17 protein-coding genes are annotated in these 16,995 nt (G+C 69.6%); 10 read left to right on the forward strand and 7 right to left on the reverse strand.

What is annotated here, in order from left to right:
- The first annotated feature begins 18 nt into the window (after nucleotides 1-18).
- Entirely contained in the window at nucleotides 19-603 is a 585-nt protein-coding gene (locus tag VFA06_RS06700; protein ID WP_324839549.1) for a DinB family protein, read from the forward strand.
- 132 nt (nucleotides 604-735) lie between these two features.
- Here the strand turns inward: VFA06_RS06700 and VFA06_RS06705 are convergent, their stop codons facing one another.
- The gene (locus VFA06_RS06705; RefSeq protein WP_324839550.1) at nucleotides 736-2,898 is read right to left on the reverse strand and encodes a hypothetical protein; all 2,163 of its coding nucleotides are present in this window, start codon (nucleotides 2,896-2,898) and stop codon (nucleotides 736-738) included.
- A gap of 496 nt (nucleotides 2,899-3,394) precedes the next feature.
- Here VFA06_RS06705 and VFA06_RS06710 point away from each other — a divergent pair, with 496 nt between their 5' ends.
- Together VFA06_RS06710 and VFA06_RS06715 are read left to right on the forward strand one after the other, a co-directional pair.
- Nucleotides 3,395-3,688 carry a YciI family protein gene (locus tag VFA06_RS06710; protein ID WP_324839551.1) on the forward strand — a complete coding sequence of 98 codons (294 nt, stop codon included), beginning with the start codon at nucleotides 3,395-3,397 and terminating at the stop codon, nucleotides 3,686-3,688.
- Between the two features lie 126 nt (nucleotides 3,689-3,814).
- The gene (locus VFA06_RS06715; RefSeq protein ID WP_324839552.1) at nucleotides 3,815-4,216 is read left to right on the forward strand and encodes a helix-turn-helix transcriptional regulator; all 402 of its coding nucleotides are present in this window, start codon (nucleotides 3,815-3,817) and stop codon (nucleotides 4,214-4,216) included.
- A gap of 92 nt (nucleotides 4,217-4,308) precedes the next feature.
- On the opposite strand, the gene VFA06_RS06720 is transcribed toward VFA06_RS06715, so the two are convergent.
- Entirely contained in the window at nucleotides 4,309-4,896 is a 588-nt protein-coding gene (locus VFA06_RS06720) for a ClpP family protease (protein ID WP_324839553.1), read from the reverse strand.
- Nucleotides 4,893-5,498 (reverse strand): ATP-dependent Clp protease proteolytic subunit, encoded by a 606-nt coding sequence (locus VFA06_RS06725; protein ID WP_324839554.1) that lies wholly within the window; start codon nucleotides 5,496-5,498, stop codon nucleotides 4,893-4,895. The genes VFA06_RS06720 and VFA06_RS06725 overlap by 4 nt, the downstream gene beginning before the upstream one ends.
- A gap of 168 nt (nucleotides 5,499-5,666) precedes the next feature.
- Between VFA06_RS06725 and VFA06_RS06730 the strand changes: the two genes are divergently transcribed.
- Nucleotides 5,667-6,584, forward strand: coding sequence for an NADP-dependent oxidoreductase (locus VFA06_RS06730; RefSeq protein ID WP_324839555.1), 918 nt, complete (start codon nucleotides 5,667-5,669; stop codon nucleotides 6,582-6,584).
- A gap of 16 nt (nucleotides 6,585-6,600) precedes the next feature.
- On the opposite strand, the gene VFA06_RS06735 is transcribed toward VFA06_RS06730, so the two are convergent.
- Nucleotides 6,601-7,764 carry an epoxide hydrolase gene (locus VFA06_RS06735; protein ID WP_324839556.1) on the reverse strand — a complete coding sequence of 388 codons (1,164 nt, stop codon included), beginning with the start codon at nucleotides 7,762-7,764 and terminating at the stop codon, nucleotides 6,601-6,603.
- A gap of 100 nt (nucleotides 7,765-7,864) precedes the next feature.
- Here VFA06_RS06735 and VFA06_RS06740 point away from each other — a divergent pair, with 100 nt between their 5' ends.
- Complete coding sequence (locus tag VFA06_RS06740; protein ID WP_349260076.1) at nucleotides 7,865-8,491, forward strand: TetR/AcrR family transcriptional regulator; 627 nt, start codon at nucleotides 7,865-7,867, stop codon at nucleotides 8,489-8,491.
- 28 nt (nucleotides 8,492-8,519) lie between these two features.
- Here the strand turns inward: VFA06_RS06740 and VFA06_RS06745 are convergent, their stop codons facing one another.
- Nucleotides 8,520-9,230 (reverse strand): SDR family oxidoreductase, encoded by a 711-nt coding sequence (locus VFA06_RS06745; RefSeq protein WP_324839558.1) that lies wholly within the window; start codon nucleotides 9,228-9,230, stop codon nucleotides 8,520-8,522.
- Between the two features lie 213 nt (nucleotides 9,231-9,443).
- Here VFA06_RS06745 and VFA06_RS06750 point away from each other — a divergent pair, with 213 nt between their 5' ends.
- Nucleotides 9,444-10,037: a TetR/AcrR family transcriptional regulator gene (locus VFA06_RS06750; protein WP_349260078.1), complete on the forward strand. Its 594-nt coding sequence runs from the start codon at nucleotides 9,444-9,446 to the stop codon at nucleotides 10,035-10,037.
- A gap of 67 nt (nucleotides 10,038-10,104) precedes the next feature.
- Here the strand turns inward: VFA06_RS06750 and VFA06_RS06755 are convergent, their stop codons facing one another.
- Nucleotides 10,105-10,500: an SRPBCC family protein gene (locus VFA06_RS06755; protein ID WP_324839560.1), complete on the reverse strand. Its 396-nt coding sequence runs from the start codon at nucleotides 10,498-10,500 to the stop codon at nucleotides 10,105-10,107.
- Nucleotides 10,500-13,637 carry an ATP-binding protein gene (locus tag VFA06_RS06760; protein ID WP_324839561.1) on the reverse strand — a complete coding sequence of 1,046 codons (3,138 nt, stop codon included), beginning with the start codon at nucleotides 13,635-13,637 and terminating at the stop codon, nucleotides 10,500-10,502. The genes VFA06_RS06755 and VFA06_RS06760 overlap by 1 nt, the downstream gene beginning before the upstream one ends.
- 147 nt (nucleotides 13,638-13,784) lie before the next feature.
- Between VFA06_RS06760 and VFA06_RS06765 the strand changes: the two genes are divergently transcribed.
- From VFA06_RS06765 to VFA06_RS06780, 4 genes are all read left to right on the forward strand, one after another.
- Nucleotides 13,785-14,840 carry a class I SAM-dependent methyltransferase gene (locus VFA06_RS06765; protein WP_324839562.1) on the forward strand — a complete coding sequence of 352 codons (1,056 nt, stop codon included), beginning with the start codon at nucleotides 13,785-13,787 and terminating at the stop codon, nucleotides 14,838-14,840.
- A gap of 73 nt (nucleotides 14,841-14,913) precedes the next feature.
- Nucleotides 14,914-15,405, forward strand: a complete 492-nt coding sequence (locus VFA06_RS06770; protein WP_324839563.1) for a DUF1059 domain-containing protein — start codon at nucleotides 14,914-14,916, stop codon at nucleotides 15,403-15,405.
- 123 nt (nucleotides 15,406-15,528) lie between these two features.
- Nucleotides 15,529-15,921, forward strand: coding sequence for a TfoX/Sxy family protein (locus tag VFA06_RS06775; RefSeq protein ID WP_324839564.1), 393 nt, complete (start codon nucleotides 15,529-15,531; stop codon nucleotides 15,919-15,921).
- Between the two features lie 157 nt (nucleotides 15,922-16,078).
- A complete protein-coding gene (locus VFA06_RS06780; RefSeq protein WP_324839565.1) occupies nucleotides 16,079-16,987 on the forward strand; it encodes a methyltransferase domain-containing protein in 909 nt (302 codons plus the stop codon).
- Nucleotides 16,988-16,995: the final 8 nt, after the last annotated feature.

The following is a 16,995-nucleotide window of genomic DNA, read 5'->3' on the forward strand; positions in this document are numbered from 1 at the left end:
CTGACAGGCTCATGACCCATGATCGACGAATTCGCGAAACAGCACCTGCACAGGGGGCTGCGCCGGTATCGCGAGGCGCTGCTCTGGAAACTCGACGGCCTGTCTGAATACGATGCCCGCCGACCTTTGACGGCGACCGGGACCAACCTGCTCGGCCTGGTCAAACACGTGGCCACCGCCGAGGCCCGGTACTTCGGCGAGGTCTTCGACCGCCCGTCCCCGGAACCGCTGCCCCGGTGGCAGGACCACGACGGCAGCGACCTGTGGGTGACCGAGGACGAGAGCCGCGAGCAGATCATCGACTTCTACCGGCGCACGTGGGAACACTCGGACGCGACGATCGACGAGCTTCCCCTGGACGCCGCCGGCCACGTGCCGTGGTGGTCGGAGCCTTATCCCAACACGAACCTGTTCGCCGTCATGGTCCACGTTCTCGGCGAGTCCATCCGCCACGCCGGACACACCGACATCCTGCGCGAAGGGCTCGATGGCCGGACCGGGTCATTCGCTGAATACGAGAGGCCGATCGACGAGGAAGCCCGCGCAGCGCACTGCGCGAAGATCGAACAAGCCGCCAGGGCAGTCACGCTCCGCAAGGTGTGACGCCAATCGCGCCACCGCGGCGCGACTTCGCGGATCGTGAGCTAGACGATCATTGCCGTGCGCGCCGGCTGGTCCGGACCGCCGAGGTGCCGACGGCCCGGACCAGAGTCAACAACCTGCTACTACCTTGGGTCAGAAGACGGTCGCGGAGTCCAACGCGATGATGTCGTTGGAGCTCGCGCTGTTCTTGGTTCCGGTCACGGTGATCGTGATGGTGTGGCTTCCCGGGGCGAGGCCGGACACGGTGAACAGACTCGCTCCGGGGACGCGGCTAGCGCTGTAGTCATCGACGCTACGGCTCGTGCCGCCATCTACCGAGTAGGTGGCGATGCCCTGGTCCACGTCCTTGACTCCGTAGACGACCGCACCGGTGCCGGTGAAGGTCAAGGTCGCGGTCGATCCGCCGGTGCTGTTCCAGTGGGCGGTGCCGTCGTAGAGGTCGCCGACGCCGGTGGCGGTTCCCCAGTTGCTGCCGTAGGAGAAGGACGTGGCGCCTGCCGTCGTGCCGTCATCGATGGTTGAGACGTTCGGCGTGACGGTGGCGTAGTCGATCGCCACGGTGACGTAGGAGCTCGCGGAGTTCTTGGTCCCGGTATTGCTGATCGTCACCGTGTGGGTGCCGGGGGCCAGCCCGCTGCTGGACCACAGCGGCGCCTGAGCCGTCCGCGTGCTGGCGTAGTCGTCTGCGTAGGTCACCGGCCCGCCGTCCACGGAGAAGGCGGCGATGCCCTGGTCGTGGTCCTTGACGCCCCAGATGGTGACGCCGCTGCCGGTGAAGGTGTACGTGGCGGTGCCGCCGGTGGTGTTGCTCCAGTGAGCAGTGCCCTGATACAGGTCGGACACACCGGTCGCGGTGCCCCAGCTCGCGTCGTAGCCGAAGTGGTCGGTGCCGGAGATGGCGGTGTCGTCGGTGGTGGTGTCCGCAGCCACCGAACTCGGCGGCGTCACGAACATCGCGTACGCGCCGTGGGCATCGCCGAGCGTGATGGGCACGCTGATCGCGTCACCGGAGACGGTGACGTTGCCGCTGTAGACCGTCTGCGGGCTGTTCAGCGAGGCGAGGTCCGGGATCCGGTCCACCTCGACGTGCGTCGCACCGCCCGAGACCAGCCACGAATCCGCGCTGAAGCCGCTGATAGACACGTTCGCTTGCCCGACGAAGCCGCCAGAGTCGCCGATCAGCGCCGCCACCTGCTTCTTGGTGCTGTCGACGGCCGCGGTGATCGCCGTGTTGCCGCTGCCCGTCGTCGCCACCCGGGTTCCGGTCAGGTCGGCGTACGCGCGGTAGGTCCAGTACTGGCCGGAGGGAACCAAGTTCCCGCCGGTGTGGGTGAGGATGGTGCCGAGATCGCCGGAGGCGCAGCAGTTGTCCCACTCCCCGCGAGATGCGGTGGCCATGCCGGACTGGGCGATGCGGTCGAGCGACCACGCGGTGTAGGCGGCGTTCTCCGCGTTGGCCGGGATGTACTCGTTGGCGGACTGGGTGATGCCGGTGATGCCGTCTGCCGCGAGGTAGCCGTTGACCTGCGTGACGGCGGCGACCGGGTCCGGGCCGTACAGGTGATAGCTGATCACGTTCGGGAGGGTGCCCGCCGCCTGCGCGGTCTGGATCCACGTCTGATACGCGCTCGACACCCCACCGGCATAGGCAGGGCCCTCGATTTGCGCGGAGGGGGCCAGTCGCCGGATCTCCCGCACCGCGCTGTTCCACAGGTTCCAGTACTGCGTGCCGATGCCCGGCGGGAAGAAGCCGGAGCCGTTGGGCTCGTTGTAGGGCTCGTAGGTGACGGTGACGCCCGCGGACTGCATGGCGGCGACGGTGTCGTCGATGAACGTGATCCAGTTCGAGCAGTCGCCGTTGTTGCACGGGTAGAGCGCGTTGCTCGGCTGGGTCAGGTCGGCGCCCCACAGGTCGCTGAGCATCAGGACGTATTCGGCGTGGTACGGAGCATGGGTCATGCGCTTGGCCTGGTCGATGATGGAGGTGATGCGCGCCTGGTAGCCGGCCCCGGCCTGGTAGCCGTCCCCGATCCAGCCGTCGCCGGTGATGCGCGCGCCGCCGCCTCGCATCATCGTGAGGTTGAGTGGCTGAAGGTAGTTGTCGCCGGGTGCGCTGCCGTCCTGGCTTAGACCGTAGAGGAAGCCCTCGCCGGCGCCGGTCATCGCTCCGGCGCTGCTCGACAGATTCACCGCCAGCGATTCCGTCGCCGCATTGGCGCTCGGCGGCGCCGCCACCACGGTGAGGGTCGCGGTCGCGCCGACCGCGAGCCAGCTTCTGAGCTTGATACGTGCCAAGTCACTTCTCCTTCGAAATGACGAAACCTGACGGCTCGCGGCCTAAGGCGCGGGCTCGATGCGGGACGTGCTCGTCCGCCGCACGGCGTCGGGCGCCGCGCGTTGAAGAGGGTGGAACGGCTCGGTTCAGCGGCCGCGAAGCCAGTGTGCTCGTCTCGCGCGACTATCGAACCGATTCGTCAGAACTAAAGCGCCGGATGCCGCGCGTGTCAATGGGTTCGCGTGGATCCGTGGCAGGAGCAACGTCCCGGGCCGCGACCTTGTCTATGAAATCCAGCAGGTGCAGGAGTTGTACAGTTCAATCGCAGGCCATAAGGCACCCATACCGTGGTGCTGGGGACGTCGCCCTGCGATCGCGCTGTACGACCGGTTCGCGATCGAACCGATTCGCAGCTAGAGCAAGGATGCGTAGCTCACGGCCCCGCGCGGCGGCGGGGACGCCCCCAAGCGCAGCGGACTGAGACTCACAAATCGGGTGTGGGCTAGAGTCGAGATCATGTTCGTGATCACACTGACTTACAAGGTCTCTCTCGAGCTGGTTGACAAGCACATCCCGGCGCATGTCGAGTGGCTTAAGAAGCACTACGAGGCCGGGATGCTGCTCGCGACAGGGCCTCGAGTGCCGCGCACGGGCGGCGTGATCCTCGCGCGCCCGGTGCCGCGCGAACAGATCGATGAGTTCATCGCGGGAGACCCGTTCCGCGTCCACGGCATCGCCGACTATGACGTCGTCGAGTTCGCGCCGTCGTCAGTAGCGCCTGGGCTCGAACTACTGAAAGACGCTGCCTAGAGCCCCCCAATCGGTGCAGGCGCTCGGGGCCGATTGGGCGGACATGGCGGGGAGACGGGCAAGTCGTCCGTGTACGCCCACAGCGAAAATTCAGGCCTTGCGGCCGAATATCCGTACCCTCAAATCATGAACGAGGCGCCAAGACTCCACGTCGTCCCCGGGGAGCAGATCCGCGGCTCAAGGCCCGAAAAGCGCCCGGGGCCAGAGCCTGTTCCCGAGCCGCTGTGGCGCGAGGTTTTGGGCGAGCAGTTGCGCGAGCTGCGGAGGCGGAATCAGAAGACGCTCACCGAGACGGCGGCGCGGGCGGGGATCTCGCCGCAGTACCTGTCGGAGGTGGAGCGTGGCCTTAAGGAGCCGTCCAGCGAAATGATCGCGGCCGTCGCGGGAGCCCTCGGCACCACGCTCGGCGGGCTCACGGAGTCGGTGGCCGCCGAACTGCGCCCGACGCACAAGGCGTCGTGGCGGCGCGATGAGGTCGGGGCGCGGCGGTCGACGACGGGGCCGGTGCTGCTGGCGCTGGCTGCCTAACGTACGCGAGCGCACCGACCATCTGCGTGCTGATGTTTCCCCGGCGGCCTCGTCGAGGCCGCCGGGGGATAGGCTCAGCCTCAGTCGGCTGACTAACTGCGCGGCGCCAGCACGACGTCGGCGAGGCCGTACTCGACGGCCGCCTCGGCTGTGAAGACTCGGTCCCGGTCGGTGTCGTGCCGCAGTCGCTCCACGGGCTGGCCGGTGTGGTGCATCAGGATCGTTTCCAGTTCGCCACGCGTGCGAACCAGCTCGTCTGCTTGGAGGATCAGGTCGGGGATCGCGCCCTGTGCGCGCGCCGCCGGCTGATGTAGCACCACCCGGGCGTGCGGCAGGACCGCGCGCATGCCCGGCGTTCCCCCGGCCAGCAGCACCGCGCCGGCGGCGATGGCCTGCCCGACACAGGTGGTGCGGATCGGCACCTTGACGTGCTGCATGGTGTCGTACACCGCCAGCATCGAGGTGAGGTCGCCGCCCTCGCAGTTGATGAAGAGGTCGACCTCCCGGTCGGAGTTGTCGAACTCCAGGTACAGCAGCTGCGCGATCAAGGCGTTGGCAACCCCGGAGTCGATCGCCGTGCCCACATAGACGATGCGCTCGCTCAGCAGGTGCGAGTAGATGTCGGTGACACGCTCGCCGCGCGGGTGCTGCGCGACGACGTACGGGATGGTGTAGCTCATGCGGAGATCCCAAGCCGCCGGCGCTCGAGCGCGATCTGCCCGAACGAGTCCACGATGTGGTCGATGAAGCCGTAGTCTTTCGCCTGCGCCGCCGTGAACCAGCGGTCGTGCAGGGAGTCCTCGAAGACGCGGTCGAAGGGCTGGCCGGTGTCCTGCGCGATGAGGCCGAGGACGGTGTTGACGGTGTGCCGCAGGTCGTCGGCCTGGACCTCGACGTCGACCGCGGTGCCGCCGATGCCCGAGGAGCCCTGGTGCATCAGGATCCTGGCGTGCGGGAGGGCGAAGCGGTGGCCCGGGGTGCCGGCTGAGAGCAGGAACTGCCCGGCGCTGCAGGCCAATCCCAACGCGAGCGTGGAGACCTTGCAGGGCACCAGGCGCATGACGTCACGAATCGCGAGCATCGACGGCACGGAACCGCCCGGTGAATGGATCCATAGCGAGATGTCGGAGTCGGGATTCTCGGCGGCCAGGCTGAGGAACTGGGTGGTCAGCAGCGTGCCGTTGTCGTCGTCGAGGATGCCGTCGAGCACGAGGATGCGGCGGGCGAACAGCTGCTCGCGGGCGCGCCAGCCGAAGTGGAGAGTCTTTTCGTCTTCTGCCATGCCTTCACCTTGCCCCGGCGGGCGGCGGCTGCGAGAGCCATACTGCTGTGGGCGGATCCGCTCACAGCAGCACGGCCGGGCTAAACGGCGTCGCGCGCCGGGTGAGTGCGTCACGGATCGCAAACCTGCAACGCTAAGCCGACACACGCGAGAAGTGCGGAGGCGGACATGAAGGCAATCGTCGCGACAGATCAGGCCGCGCCAGCAGCCGGGATCAAGCTGACGCAGCGGCCCGAGCCGGCACCGGCGATCAACGACGTCGTCGTTGAAGTCCATGCGTCGGGCTTCGTGCCCGCGGAGTGGGAGTGGCCCTCGACCTGGGCCGATCGCTCCGGTCGCGATCGAGACCAGCCGATCATCGGCCACGAATTCGCCGGAGTGGTCTCCTCACTCGGCTACGGCACGACGGGACTCTCGCTGGGCCAGCGGGTGTTCGGAATCACGGACTGGCACCGCGATGGCACCCTGGCGGAGTACACCGCGGTCGAGGCACGCAACCTCGGGCCGCTGCCGGGGAACGTCGACTTCACGGTGGGTGCGAGCCTGCCGATCTCCGGCCTGACCGCGTGGCAGGGCCTGCTGCAGCACGGTCGACTTCAACCGGGCCAGAGCGTGCTGGCCCACGGCGCCGCCGGCGCGGTCGGAGCCTTGGTGACCCAGCTCGCCCGGGAATTCGGCGCCTACGTCATCGGTACCGGGCGGGCGGCGGACCGCCAGGCGGCACTGGACTTCGGCGCGAACGAGTTCCTCGACCTGGACGGCGAGGACCTCGAAGAGATCGGCGGGGTCGACCTTGTCTTCGATGTGATCGGAGGCGACGTCCAAAGGCGCTCGGCACGCATCATCCGGCCCGGCGGGACACTGGTGTCGGTGGTCGGGCCCGCTGCTGCCCGCCCCGATGACGGTCTCGCGGTCGACTTCGTCGTCGAGTCCGTGCCGAGCCAGCTGGTGCAGATCGTCGACCGGGTGCGGGACGGGCGCCTTCGCGCGCACATCGGTACCGTCACGAGCCTCGATGACGCCATCCCCGCGCTCAACCCGACCGAGCGGCGCAAGGGCAAAACCGTCATTCGCGTTCGCCCCTGAACCGGCAATCTCGACGTCAGGAACGAAGGCCGCGCAGGCCGGTGCGGATTTCGCTGACCAGTGTTTCGGGCTGTTCCAAGGCCGCGAAGTGTCCGCCCTTGTCGGCCTCGCCGTAGTGGATCAGATTGCGGTAGGTGTCCTCGATCCAGCTTCGCGGCACGCGCGGGATGTCCTTCGGGAAGACGGTCACCGCGACCGGAAGCGTCAGCTTCGGGCCGGCGAACGTGAGCGATCTGTTCTCCCAGTAGATGCGGCCGGAGGACGCCGCGCTGTTGGTGAACCAGTAGAGCGATATCGCGTCGAGCATGTCGTCGATGCCGATGGCGTCTTCGGCCAGCCCGTGGTTGTCGGTCTTGGACTGGAACTTCTCGTAGATCCAGGCTGCCTGGCCGGCGGGAGAGTCCGCCAGGGCGAACCCGACGGTCTGCGGCTTGGTGCCCTGAAGGTGGTTGGACCCGCCGAGTTCGCCGGTGTAGAAGGCGAGGCTCTCCACCGCGTCGCGCTGCTCGGGCGACAAGTTTTCGGGTATCTGCGCCGGAAAGGCGTACTGCGTGTTCAGATGAATCCCGACGAGCCCCTCAGGTTGCATCGCTCCGAGGGCGGTGGTGACGACGCCGCCCCAATCACCGCCTTGCGCGGCCCACCGCGTGTAGTCCAGACGCTTCATCAGCTCCACCCATGCGCTTGCGGTGCGCGATACCGTCCACCCGCTCTGCGCGGGCTTCTGGGAGAAGCCGAACCCAGGCAGCGAGGGGATGACGACGTCGAATGAGTCGGCGGCGTCGCCTCCGAACGAGACCGGATCGGTCAGCGGTCCGATCAGCTTGAGGAACTCGACGATCGTGCCGGGCCAGCCGTGCGTCAGTATCAGCGGCATCGCGTCGGGATTCTTGGACCTGACATGGATGAAGTGGATGTCCAGCCCATCGATCTCGGTCAGGAACTGTGGGTAGCGATTGAGCTCGGACTCCAGGCGCCGCCAGTCGTAGCCGTGCTCCCAGTACTCGACCAGGGCCTTGGCGTTCTCCACGCGCACCCCTTGCGACCAGTCGCCCACCGTCTCCGGATCCGGCCACCGGGTTCCGGCCAGTCGCCGCTTCAGGTCGTCGATCTCCGGTTGCGGGATCGAGACGGTGAACGGGCGGACGAGGGGTGAGCTCGGCGGGTTCGGTGCGGTCATTGCCTTCAACTCTTCTCCTGGGCTTCGAAGCAGCGCAGCTCTTCACTGCACACTGCTGTACAGTCAATCTCACTGTACACCGGTGTGCAATACTGCTGCCGTGCCTCCCGAGTCCTCCCGTATGCGCGCGATGATCGAGACCCGCGACCGCATCCTCGACGTCGCCCTCGATGTGCTGGGGGAGAACCCCGACGCCGGAATGGGCGAGATCGCCTCCGCCGCCGGCGTCGTGCGTCGCACGGTGTATGACCACTTCCCCTCGCGCCTCGACCTGGTTCAGACGCTCACGCAACGGGCCGTCGCCGAGATCACAGCCGTGCTCACCGAAGTCATCGACTCCGGCGCGCAAGCAGACGCGATGTGGGTGGAATTCATCGCGCGCCTGTGGCCGGTGGCGCACCGCTACCGAGTGCTGTTGGCGCTGCGCCGCGGCGAGTACGGCGAGGCGATCCACGCCCTGCTCGGGCCCGTCGACGAACTCCTCGCCGACCTCGTCAAACGCGGCCAGGACGGCGAGGTTTTCGCGCGACACCTGCCTGCGGGCATATTGAGCCAGGTGGCCTACGGCGTCGTGTTCGCCATCGCGGACAGCGAGCTGTCGAACGGGACCCTCGGTGCCCGTGCTGCGACCATCACGAGCCTGCTGATGCTGGGAGTTCCCGAGACGCGCGCAACCGCACTCGTGGGCGACCAGCCCTCACCCACGGCACTCGGGCGCTCCCAATAGCAGCCAGTCCGGTTCTCGTACCGCAACGTCAGCTGCTGGCCAGCTGCGGGTAGAGCGCCTCGATGCCGGCGCTCAGGCCTGCGCGTACTTGTGTGCTGATCTCGTCGGCGATGACCTCGGACAGGCCCTTCTCGACGCCTTGCAGGGCGATGCGGGCGACGTCGGCCGGGTCCTCCTTGTGCACTCCCTGGAGGCCGGCGGTCATGTCGGTGTCCATGTAGCCGACGTGCAGGGCGGTCACCTGGGTGCCCTGCGGGGCGAGCGCGACGCGCAGCGCGTTGGTGATGGACCACGCGGCGGCCTTGGCCGCGCTGTATGCGGCGACGTCCGGGAAGGAGAGCCAGGACAGGACCGACAGCACGTTGAGGATCGCGCCACCGCCGTTGCGAGCGAGGATGGGAGCGAAGGCGCGGCTGACGTCCAGGGTGCCGAGCACGTGGGTGTCGTACTCCAGCCGGTAGTTCGCGAAGTCGCCTTCCAGCAGGTTGGTTCTGGTGGACGAGCCGGCGTTGTTGATCAGCAGGGTCACGTCCTGCGCCTGTTCGGCGGCGGCCAGCACGGAGGCGTGGTCGGTGACGTCGAGGGCGATCGGGATGGCGCCTGCGGCGGTGACGGTGCGCGGATCGCGCGCCGCTGCGTAAACCTTGCTCGCGCCGCTGTCGAGCAGGGTGCGCACGAACTTGTCGCCGAGACCGCGATTGCCGCCGGTGACGAGGGCGATGGAGCCGTTGAGCGTCATGGTAACTGCCTGCTTTCTGGAAGTGCCTAAGGCGTGTGCGGGCGTGTGCGGCTTGTTCGGTGCGCCGAGGGCGGTACCGACCCGCTAGCCGGAAACCGATCTGTTTCCTGTCGGCCACTGTAAACCGATCGGTTTCCGTTGTCGAGTCGGCGTTGTACCCTCGAAGTCGTGAGCACCGATATCGCCAAAGCCCGACCGGCAGCGCAGAGCCAAGTGACCCAGACGCCGACGGCGTCGACGGAGCCGACTGCCGCGGCCGGGACCCGTGAACGCCTTCTGGAGGCGGTCGCGACACTCTCGTACCGGGACGGAGTGAGCGTCGGCGTGGACGCGCTGTGCAAGGCGGCGGGCGTATCGAAGCGTTCGATGTACAAGCTGTTCTCGACCAAGGACGAGATGCTCGCCGCGAGCCTGGAGCGACGTGCGGCGCAGCCGTCTGCTCTCCTGCCGCCAGCGGACGGGGGGCTTTCCCCGCGCGAGCAGATCATGTACGTCTTCGAGCGCGCCGAGGAGATCGCGCCGTCGCCTGAGTACCGCGGCTGCCCGTATCTGGCCATGCAGGTCGAGCTCAAGGACGCCGAGAACCCGGCTAGCCAGGTCGCCGCCCGGATCAAGCGCGAGTTGCAGCGGTACTTCGAGGAGCTGGCACGTCAAGGCGGGGCCGAGGATCCGCAGCGCGTGGCACGCCAGCTGATCCTCGTGTTCGATGGCGCCAGCGCCCGGGCCGGAATCGGCGCGGACTCGCTGGAGGGCCACCTGGCCAGCGCGATGGTCAGCACACTGCTGGACGCTGCCGGCGTGCACTGACCCGCGAGACGCGTCCCGCACCGGCCTCCGTCTGCGCCGGCGTGCGGCTCGATGCCGCCCAGAGGCCTTAGCCGGCCGACGCTTCAGCCAGCTCCGCGAGACGACCCAGGGACTCCTTGATGACCTGTTGCTGGCCGTCGAGCCTGTGCGCTTCGCGCTCGGGGAGGCTGACGCTGACGTGGATGCGAGTGCCCGCGCCCGCCTCGGCGAGCTGCCAGACGAACTCGATGTCCGAGACCTGACACGAAACGGTGACCCGTCCCCGATCCCGGTCGGTTCTCAGCTTCTGCGGCATGGGGAAGTCGGGATAGCCGGTCGGCCACTGGGTGAACCGTCCGGGCTCGTCCTCGTGGACCGTCTCGACGCCGACCCACCAGTCGGGAAAGCGCGCCGGGTCGAACAGCAGCTTCCAGACCTCTTCGACCGGCGCGCGGCAAGCGGTACTGAGCGCGAACTCGGGCATCAGGGCACCTCCATGAGTTCATCGGTCTCGGCCAGCTCTGCGGTGAGCCTGCGCAGCTCCCGCTCCGGTTCGACCAGTCCGACGACGGGTGCGCGGCCGAGGTCGACGAAGTTGGCCATGTACTCGGCGCCCGCGTCGCGGTTCACGTGGCGCTCCCAGATGGCGGCGGCTTCGCGCAGCCGGCGCCGGGCAAGGGCCGGGTCGCCGCACGCCAACGCGATGAGCCCCTGAACCCGGGTCATCTGCGGTACCAGTGCCCACGGCTGATCGCCGTCGCGCACGGGTTCCAGCGCGGCTCGGCGTACCTCTGCGGTCGCCCCGTCCGCGTGTCCGGCACGGGCCAGCGCCTCGGCGCGGGCCAGCCGCGCGGCCGGGCGGCTCACCTCGGCTTCCTCGTCCAGCGCCCGACCGAGCAACTGCGCCGCGTGCTCGAAGTCACCGGCCGCCAGAGCGATGAGGCCCGCGTCGTATCTGGCGAGGGCCGAAGCGGCCTGGGAGTCCATGCGTTCCGCCATGTCCAGCTGTTCTCGCGCCAGCGTCGCGGCTTCCTCGTGGCGCCCGAGCCGCGAGAGCACGAATGCGCGGGCCGCGACGCAGCGCAGTTCGATCGCCGTGAAGCCGCGGGTACCGGCGACCGCCGCGTCCGCGGCCCGCAGCGCCCCGATCAGATCGCCGGACCAGCTCAGAGCGCAGGCGAGGTGAATCCAGACGGCGTAGGCCAAGTCCGGCCGGCCGGCCCGCCGCGCGGCCGCTCCGCCGCGTTCGGCCGCGCTCTCGCACTCGTCGAACCGGCCGAGCCGCAGCAGCGACATCAGTTCGGCGTTGGCCATCTCCGCCGTCATCGAGTCGTCGCCGGCGTCAACCATCGGCGCCACTTCGTCGAGCAGCGCGACCGCGCGGTCCGGGTCTCCTGCCGCCGACTCGCCCCAGGCGGCGCCGAGCAGGATCTCCGCGCGCAGGGAGCGCGGCGCGTCGGCAGGCAGCAGCTGCAGCGCCTGCTGGAATGCCGCGAGCGAGGCGCGCGGATTGCACACCACGGTGTGTAGTACTTTGCCGCGCCGGCACCAGGCCATCGAATGCTCACGGGGCGGGAGCAGTTCGAGCGCCGCGTGCCACTCGCGCTCGAACTCGGCGTCCCGGCCCAACCAGCCGAGGGCCTCGGCCAGCTCGAGCCGGGGTTCGGCCGCCCCCGGCTCGCAACGTACCGCTTCGGCCCAGAACCGGGCCGCCTCCGGCATCGCGCCGAGCGAGCGCGCGTGCCGGGCGGCCTGCTGCCAGCGGGGCCCGGCCAGATCGTCGCGGCCGGCCCGGCGCAGGTGGCCGGCCACCTCGGCGGCGACCTGGCCGCCGGAACGCGCGGCCGTCTCGATGGCAAGCGCGAGTTGTTCGTAGCGCCGCCCCTGTTCGCCGAAGTCGGAACGCACCGCCTCGGCGAGCAGCGCATGTCGGAACCGCAGGCCGCTGCCGCTGCGGTATATCAGTCCACTGTCCAGCGCGCCCTGCTCGGCGTCGTCCCGGTCCGGGATCGGTAGCGCGGCCAGCTCCGCGCTGGACAGTTCGCGGCCCGCGGCGGCGAGTACTTCGACCAGGTCGCGCGCTGGACGCGGCAGCGCCCCGGTCGCCGCGCGGACCGCGGCCCGCAGGTCCTGAGGCGGTGCGCTGCGGCCGGCCGCGAGGGCGCGGGCGCTTGCCACGGCGAGTAGCGGATTGCCGTCCGCTGCGCGGACCACCTGTTCCACGGCGGCGTCGGACAGCTCGGCAACGCTGCGTGCCACCGCCGCGACCTCTGCCTGCGAGAGCGGCCCGAGTTCGATGTCGGCCACCTCGATGCCGCGCCCGGCCAGGTCGGCTACCAGCGCGTCCGCGGCCGGGCGCTGCGGCCGGTCGCGCCGGGTGAGCACGAACAGCACCGGGCGGGCGGTCAATCGGCGCCCGATGTGGGCGCACAGCTGCATGCTGGCCGGATCGGCGCGGTGCACGTCCTCCGCCACAAGGAGCAGCGGCCGGCTCGCCGCGGCCCACTCCACCAGCCGCAGCACCGCGTCGAACAGGCGCAGTCGCTCCAGTTCGGGGGAGGAGACCGCGGGCGGCGGCGCGTCGCGGCCCAGCGCCGCGGGCAGATCGGGAACCAGCCGGCCCAGGTCGGTCGGCCAGTGCGCGTGCTGCGGCGTGGGTACTGTGCGCGCGAGTTGCGGCACCAGTTCCTGCCAGATCGCCAGCGGCGCCTCGCCGCCGACATCGACCCCGGCGCCGATCGCGATCCGGGCCCCGGCGTTGTCCGCGCGTCGAGCCAGCTCCGCGACCAGGCGGGTCTTCCCGATCCCGGCCTCTCCGGTGAGCAGCACCACCTGGCCGTGCCCGGAGCGCGCCGCGGACCAGGCCGCGCTGAGGGCGCGCAGCTGGGCCGCGCGCCCGAACAGCGGCCGGGTCAGGCCCGGCGCCGGCGGAAGCCAGGCGCCACCCGGACCGGTTGCCTCGGCCAGAGCGGCGCGCAGTGACGGTCCCGGCCGCACACCTAGCTCGTCGCGCAGCCGAGCGGTGACTTCGCGCCCCGCCATCAGCGCGCCGGAACGGTCGCCGGCTGCCGCCAGCTGCCGGATCAGGTCGGCGTGCGCCGCCTCGTCGAGCGGCTCCAGTTCACAGCGCAGCCGGGACCAGCGCGCCGCGCCGGCCGCGTCACCATCGCGCTCCGCGTCTGCGGACCGGGCCGCCAGCGTCTGGGCCAACTCGGCGCGCTGTTGCCGCCGCGCCGCCTCGGCCCAGGTCTCGGTGTATCCGGCCAGCAGTTCGCCGTGGCACAGCGCGGCAGCCGCGGCGGCGTCTCCGGCGGCGACACGCTCTCGGAAGTCCGCGAGATCCACCGCCACGCGGTCCGGCGCCAGTCCGACCGAGGTGCGGGAGGCGGTTAAGACGTCCTGGCCGACTGCTTTGCGCAGCGCCCACATGGCCGTGCGCAGATTCGCCCGGCTCGCCGCGGCGGACGCGTCGGGCCACAGCCGAACCGCGACGGTCTCGCGGTCCTGCGGTCCGGGGCGCAAGGCGAGGAAAGCGAGCAGCCGTCCGGCCGGGGCGGGAAGCGAGATCTGCTCACCATTGCGTTCCGCGGCCACTCTCCCCAGCAGCCGAACCTGGAGCATGTCCTCACTTTATATTCGGTCGCGGCCTGCGGCTACGCCCGCGATTGACGCTGCGTTGACGCTGCCGCAGACGGTCCCTCGCGCAGGCTGGCGACACAACCCGGCACCGCAAACACGCTGGCGCCGGCCTCGTCTCCAGGAGGGACCATGACCATCGATCAGGACAAACTCGGCGCGCTGCTCAACGGCTTCGTCGCCGACCTCGGCGCCACGATCGCGGCCGGGAACGTCGTCGTCGGACACCGGCTCGGCCTGTACCGCCACCTCGCCGATCAGCCGGCCGACGCCGAGGAGCTGGCCCGGCGCAGCGGCACCGACCCCCGCTACGTCGCGGAGTGGCTGCGCGGACAGGCCGCCGGCGGATACGTCAGCTACGACCCCGTCAGTGCGCAGTTCTCGCTCACCGAAGAGCAGGCCTTCGCGCTGGCCGATCCGCTCGGCGTGCTTTACCTCCCCGGCGCGTTCGTGCTCGCCCTCGGCGCGCTGCGTGCCGAATCACAGATCACCGACGCGTTTCGCACCGGCTCCGGCATGGGCTGGCACGAGCACCACGAGGACGTGTTCGCCGGCTGCGAGATGTTCTTCCGCCCCGGCTACATCGCCAATCTCGCCTCCAGCTGGATCCCCGCGCTGGACGGGGTGGAGGAGAAGTTGGCGGCGGGCGGCCGGGTCGCCGACGTCGGCTGCGGCCACGGCGCCTCCACGATCCTGCTCGCGCAGGCATACCCGAAGGCCACCATCCAGGGCTCCGACTACCACAAGGCCTCGCTCGACACCGCCCGCAAGCGGGCGGCCGAAGCCGGAGTCGCCGACCGCGTCCACTTCGAGAACGCCTCCGCGCAGATGTTCTCCGGCACCGGCTACGACCTGGTCGCCACCTTCGACTGCCTGCACGACATGGGCGATCCGGTGGGCGCGGCCCGGCACATCCGCCAGGCTCTCGACGCCGACGGCACCTGGCTGATCGTGGAGCCGCTGGCCGGCGACACCGTCGCGGACAACCTCAACCCGGTGGGCCGGGTCTACTACAGCTTCTCCACCTTCCTGTGCCTGCCCAACGCCCGCTCGCAGAGCGGCGGATACGCGCTGGGCGCGCAGGCCGGCGACGCGGCGATCCGCCAGGTCGCCGAGCAGGCCGGGTTCAGCCGGTTCCGCCGCGCCGCCGACACGCCGTTCAACGCGGTCTACGAGGCCCGTCCCTGAGCCTGGCAACCGCCGAACAACCCACCAAATATAAAGACACTGATAAGACGACTTTGCCACCGAGGAGCACCTCATGACCAGGAAGATCATCGACTGCCGCACGATTCCCAACGAGGTCGGCTGCACGCTGGCCCTCACCGGTGAGCCGGCCGAGCTGGTCGCCGCCGCCGCGCAGCACGCGGTGGCCGTCCACGGACACACCGATTCCCCGCAGTTGCGCGAGCAGCTGCGCGGCGCGCTGGCCGACGAGCCGACCGTCTCCAGGTCGGGATCGTTCGTGCAGCTCATCGAGTTCGAGACCGAACGCGCTGCCGAATGGGACCCGATCGTCGAACGCTGGGTCACCGCCATCGGCGCGCAGCGCACCGCCCGCTGGTCGATCCTCGGCAGCGACCGGGACCAGCCCGGCCGCCGCGTCGCGATCGTCGAGTTCCCGGGCTACACCGAGGCGATGGCGAACTCCGACCACCCCGCCACCGCAGCGTTCCTCAAAGAACTCCAGGCGATCTGCGCTAGCGAACCACGCTTCCGCAATCTGGACGTGCACAGCGCGATCACGTACTGACCGCGCGGCGACCGGACCGCTGCGCGACCCGCAGTCAACGCTTCGCGGCTGCGGGCCGCGGAGCTGATTGGGGACATTCAGCAACGGTTGCCCTGCACCGCGCCTCGATCGACACTTGAGGCTGTGGCGTTCGATGAGCATTTGGCGGAGCGGGTACGTGAGGTGTTGCCCGGCGACTTGATGGCGCGGGTGACCGAGCGCAAGATGTTCGGCGGCCTCGCGTTCATGCTCGACGGCAACATGCTCGTCGGAGTCGTCGGCGACGAGCTCATGGCGCGGCTCGGGCCCGATGCGGCGGACGCGGCGATGGAGCGGCCGCACGTGCGGATCATGGACTTCTCCGGACGTCCGATGAAAGGCATGGTGTTCGTCGGGCCCGACGCCCTTGAAGACGATCAGCTGGCCGGGTGGGTGCGCGGCGCAGTGGCGTTCGTCGGCACTCTGCCGCCGAAAGCCAAGGGTGCGCCGCGCAAGGCCCGCCCGTCGACACCGAAGTCGTCGATATCGAGGCCCTGACTGAACCGAGCCGGTTCAGAGCCGAAAACCTTGTCAGCCCCCTGATATGCCATCCAGGATGACGACGAAACAGAAAAAGTGGCACACCGTCCGGGGTCTTTCGCTGCCTGTGTGAGATGTCCCTCTCTCGTCGTCGTGGCGCTGGCGGCTCGGGGAGGTGGAGCATGTGGTGATGACTTCCTCAGCCCACGTGCCGCATGTCGGTGGCCAAGCGGATCAGATCGTCGAGACGAGCGCGCTCGGTGGACAGGCCGTTGCCGCCCGCGGGTATCTGCTGGATAACGCGCGTGCCGAGGCGGGGGAGCGGTTCGCGTGGCTTGCCGAACTGTTCGACCCTGTCACTCGCGGGCACTTCGATCGACTGGGGGTAACGGCCGGCTGGCGCTGTTGGGAGGTGGGGGCCGGTGGTCCCGGTATCCCGCAGGCGCTCGTGTCGGTCGTCGGTCCGAGCGGGTACGTGCTGGCCACGGACATCGACCCGTCGTGGCTGACTACAGGCGAGGGATACGAGGTGCGCCGGCACGATGTGGCCGCTGATGCGCCGCCGGAGCTCGGGACGTTCGATCTGGTGCACGCCCGGCTCGTGCTCGTGCACGTGCCCGACCGGGATCGGGCGTTGGCCACGATGGTGGCGGCGCTCAGGCCCGGCGGCTGGCTGCTGGTCGAGGATGCCGATACGGCGTTGCAGCCGCTGGCGTGCCTGGACGGCAGCGGCCCCTCGCAGCGCCGGGCCAACCGGTTGCGCGACGCGGTGCGGGAGTTGCTGGCGCGGCGTGGCGCGGACCTGCGCTACGGGCGGACGTTGCCGCACGCCTTGCGTGAGGCCGGGTTGGTGGACGTCGCCGCGTCGGGCGCCTTCCCGATCGGTGGGCTGGCCTGCGACCGGCTGGAGGCGGCGACCATCCGGCACGTGCGCGGCGAGTTGCTCGCGGCCGGCCTGGCCGACGACGCCGAGATCGACGCGCACTTGGCCGCTATCGAAGCGGGCGAACTCGATCTGACACTCGCGCCGCTGATCTCCGCCTGGGGACGCCGTCCAGCCGAGCACTCGCTCTCACACGGTTAGTGCTCCTC

The sequence above is a fragment of the Actinocrinis sp. genome, from assembly GCF_035653575.1.
GTDB lineage: Bacteria > Actinomycetota > Actinomycetes > Streptomycetales > Catenulisporaceae > Actinocrinis.

Excerpts from the sequence above, each read along its gene's own strand:
- VFA06_RS06700 (WP_324839549.1), top strand. The coding sequence starts at position 19 with ATGATCGACGAATTCGCGAAACAGCACCTGCACAGGGGGCTGCGCCGG.
- VFA06_RS06710 (WP_324839551.1), top strand. The coding sequence starts at position 3,395 with ATGTTCGTGATCACACTGACTTACAAGGTCTCTCTCGAGCTGGTTGAC.
- VFA06_RS06715 (WP_324839552.1), top strand. The coding sequence starts at position 3,815 with ATGAACGAGGCGCCAAGACTCCACGTCGTCCCCGGGGAGCAGATCCGC.
- VFA06_RS06720 (WP_324839553.1), bottom strand. The coding sequence starts at position 4,896 with ATGAGCTACACCATCCCGTACGTCGTCGCGCAGCACCCGCGCGGCGAG.
- VFA06_RS06725 (WP_324839554.1), bottom strand. The coding sequence starts at position 5,498 with ATGGCAGAAGACGAAAAGACTCTCCACTTCGGCTGGCGCGCCCGCGAG.
- VFA06_RS06730 (WP_324839555.1), top strand. The coding sequence starts at position 5,667 with ATGAAGGCAATCGTCGCGACAGATCAGGCCGCGCCAGCAGCCGGGATC.
- VFA06_RS06735 (WP_324839556.1), bottom strand. The coding sequence starts at position 7,764 with ATGACCGCACCGAACCCGCCGAGCTCACCCCTCGTCCGCCCGTTCACC.
- VFA06_RS06745 (WP_324839558.1), bottom strand. The coding sequence starts at position 9,230 with ATGACGCTCAACGGCTCCATCGCCCTCGTCACCGGCGGCAATCGCGGT.
- VFA06_RS06755 (WP_324839560.1), bottom strand. The coding sequence starts at position 10,500 with ATGCCCGAGTTCGCGCTCAGTACCGCTTGCCGCGCGCCGGTCGAAGAG.
- VFA06_RS06760 (WP_324839561.1), bottom strand. The coding sequence starts at position 13,637 with ATGCTCCAGGTTCGGCTGCTGGGGAGAGTGGCCGCGGAACGCAATGGT.
- VFA06_RS06765 (WP_324839562.1), top strand. The coding sequence starts at position 13,785 with ATGACCATCGATCAGGACAAACTCGGCGCGCTGCTCAACGGCTTCGTC.
- VFA06_RS06770 (WP_324839563.1), top strand. The coding sequence starts at position 14,914 with ATGACCAGGAAGATCATCGACTGCCGCACGATTCCCAACGAGGTCGGC.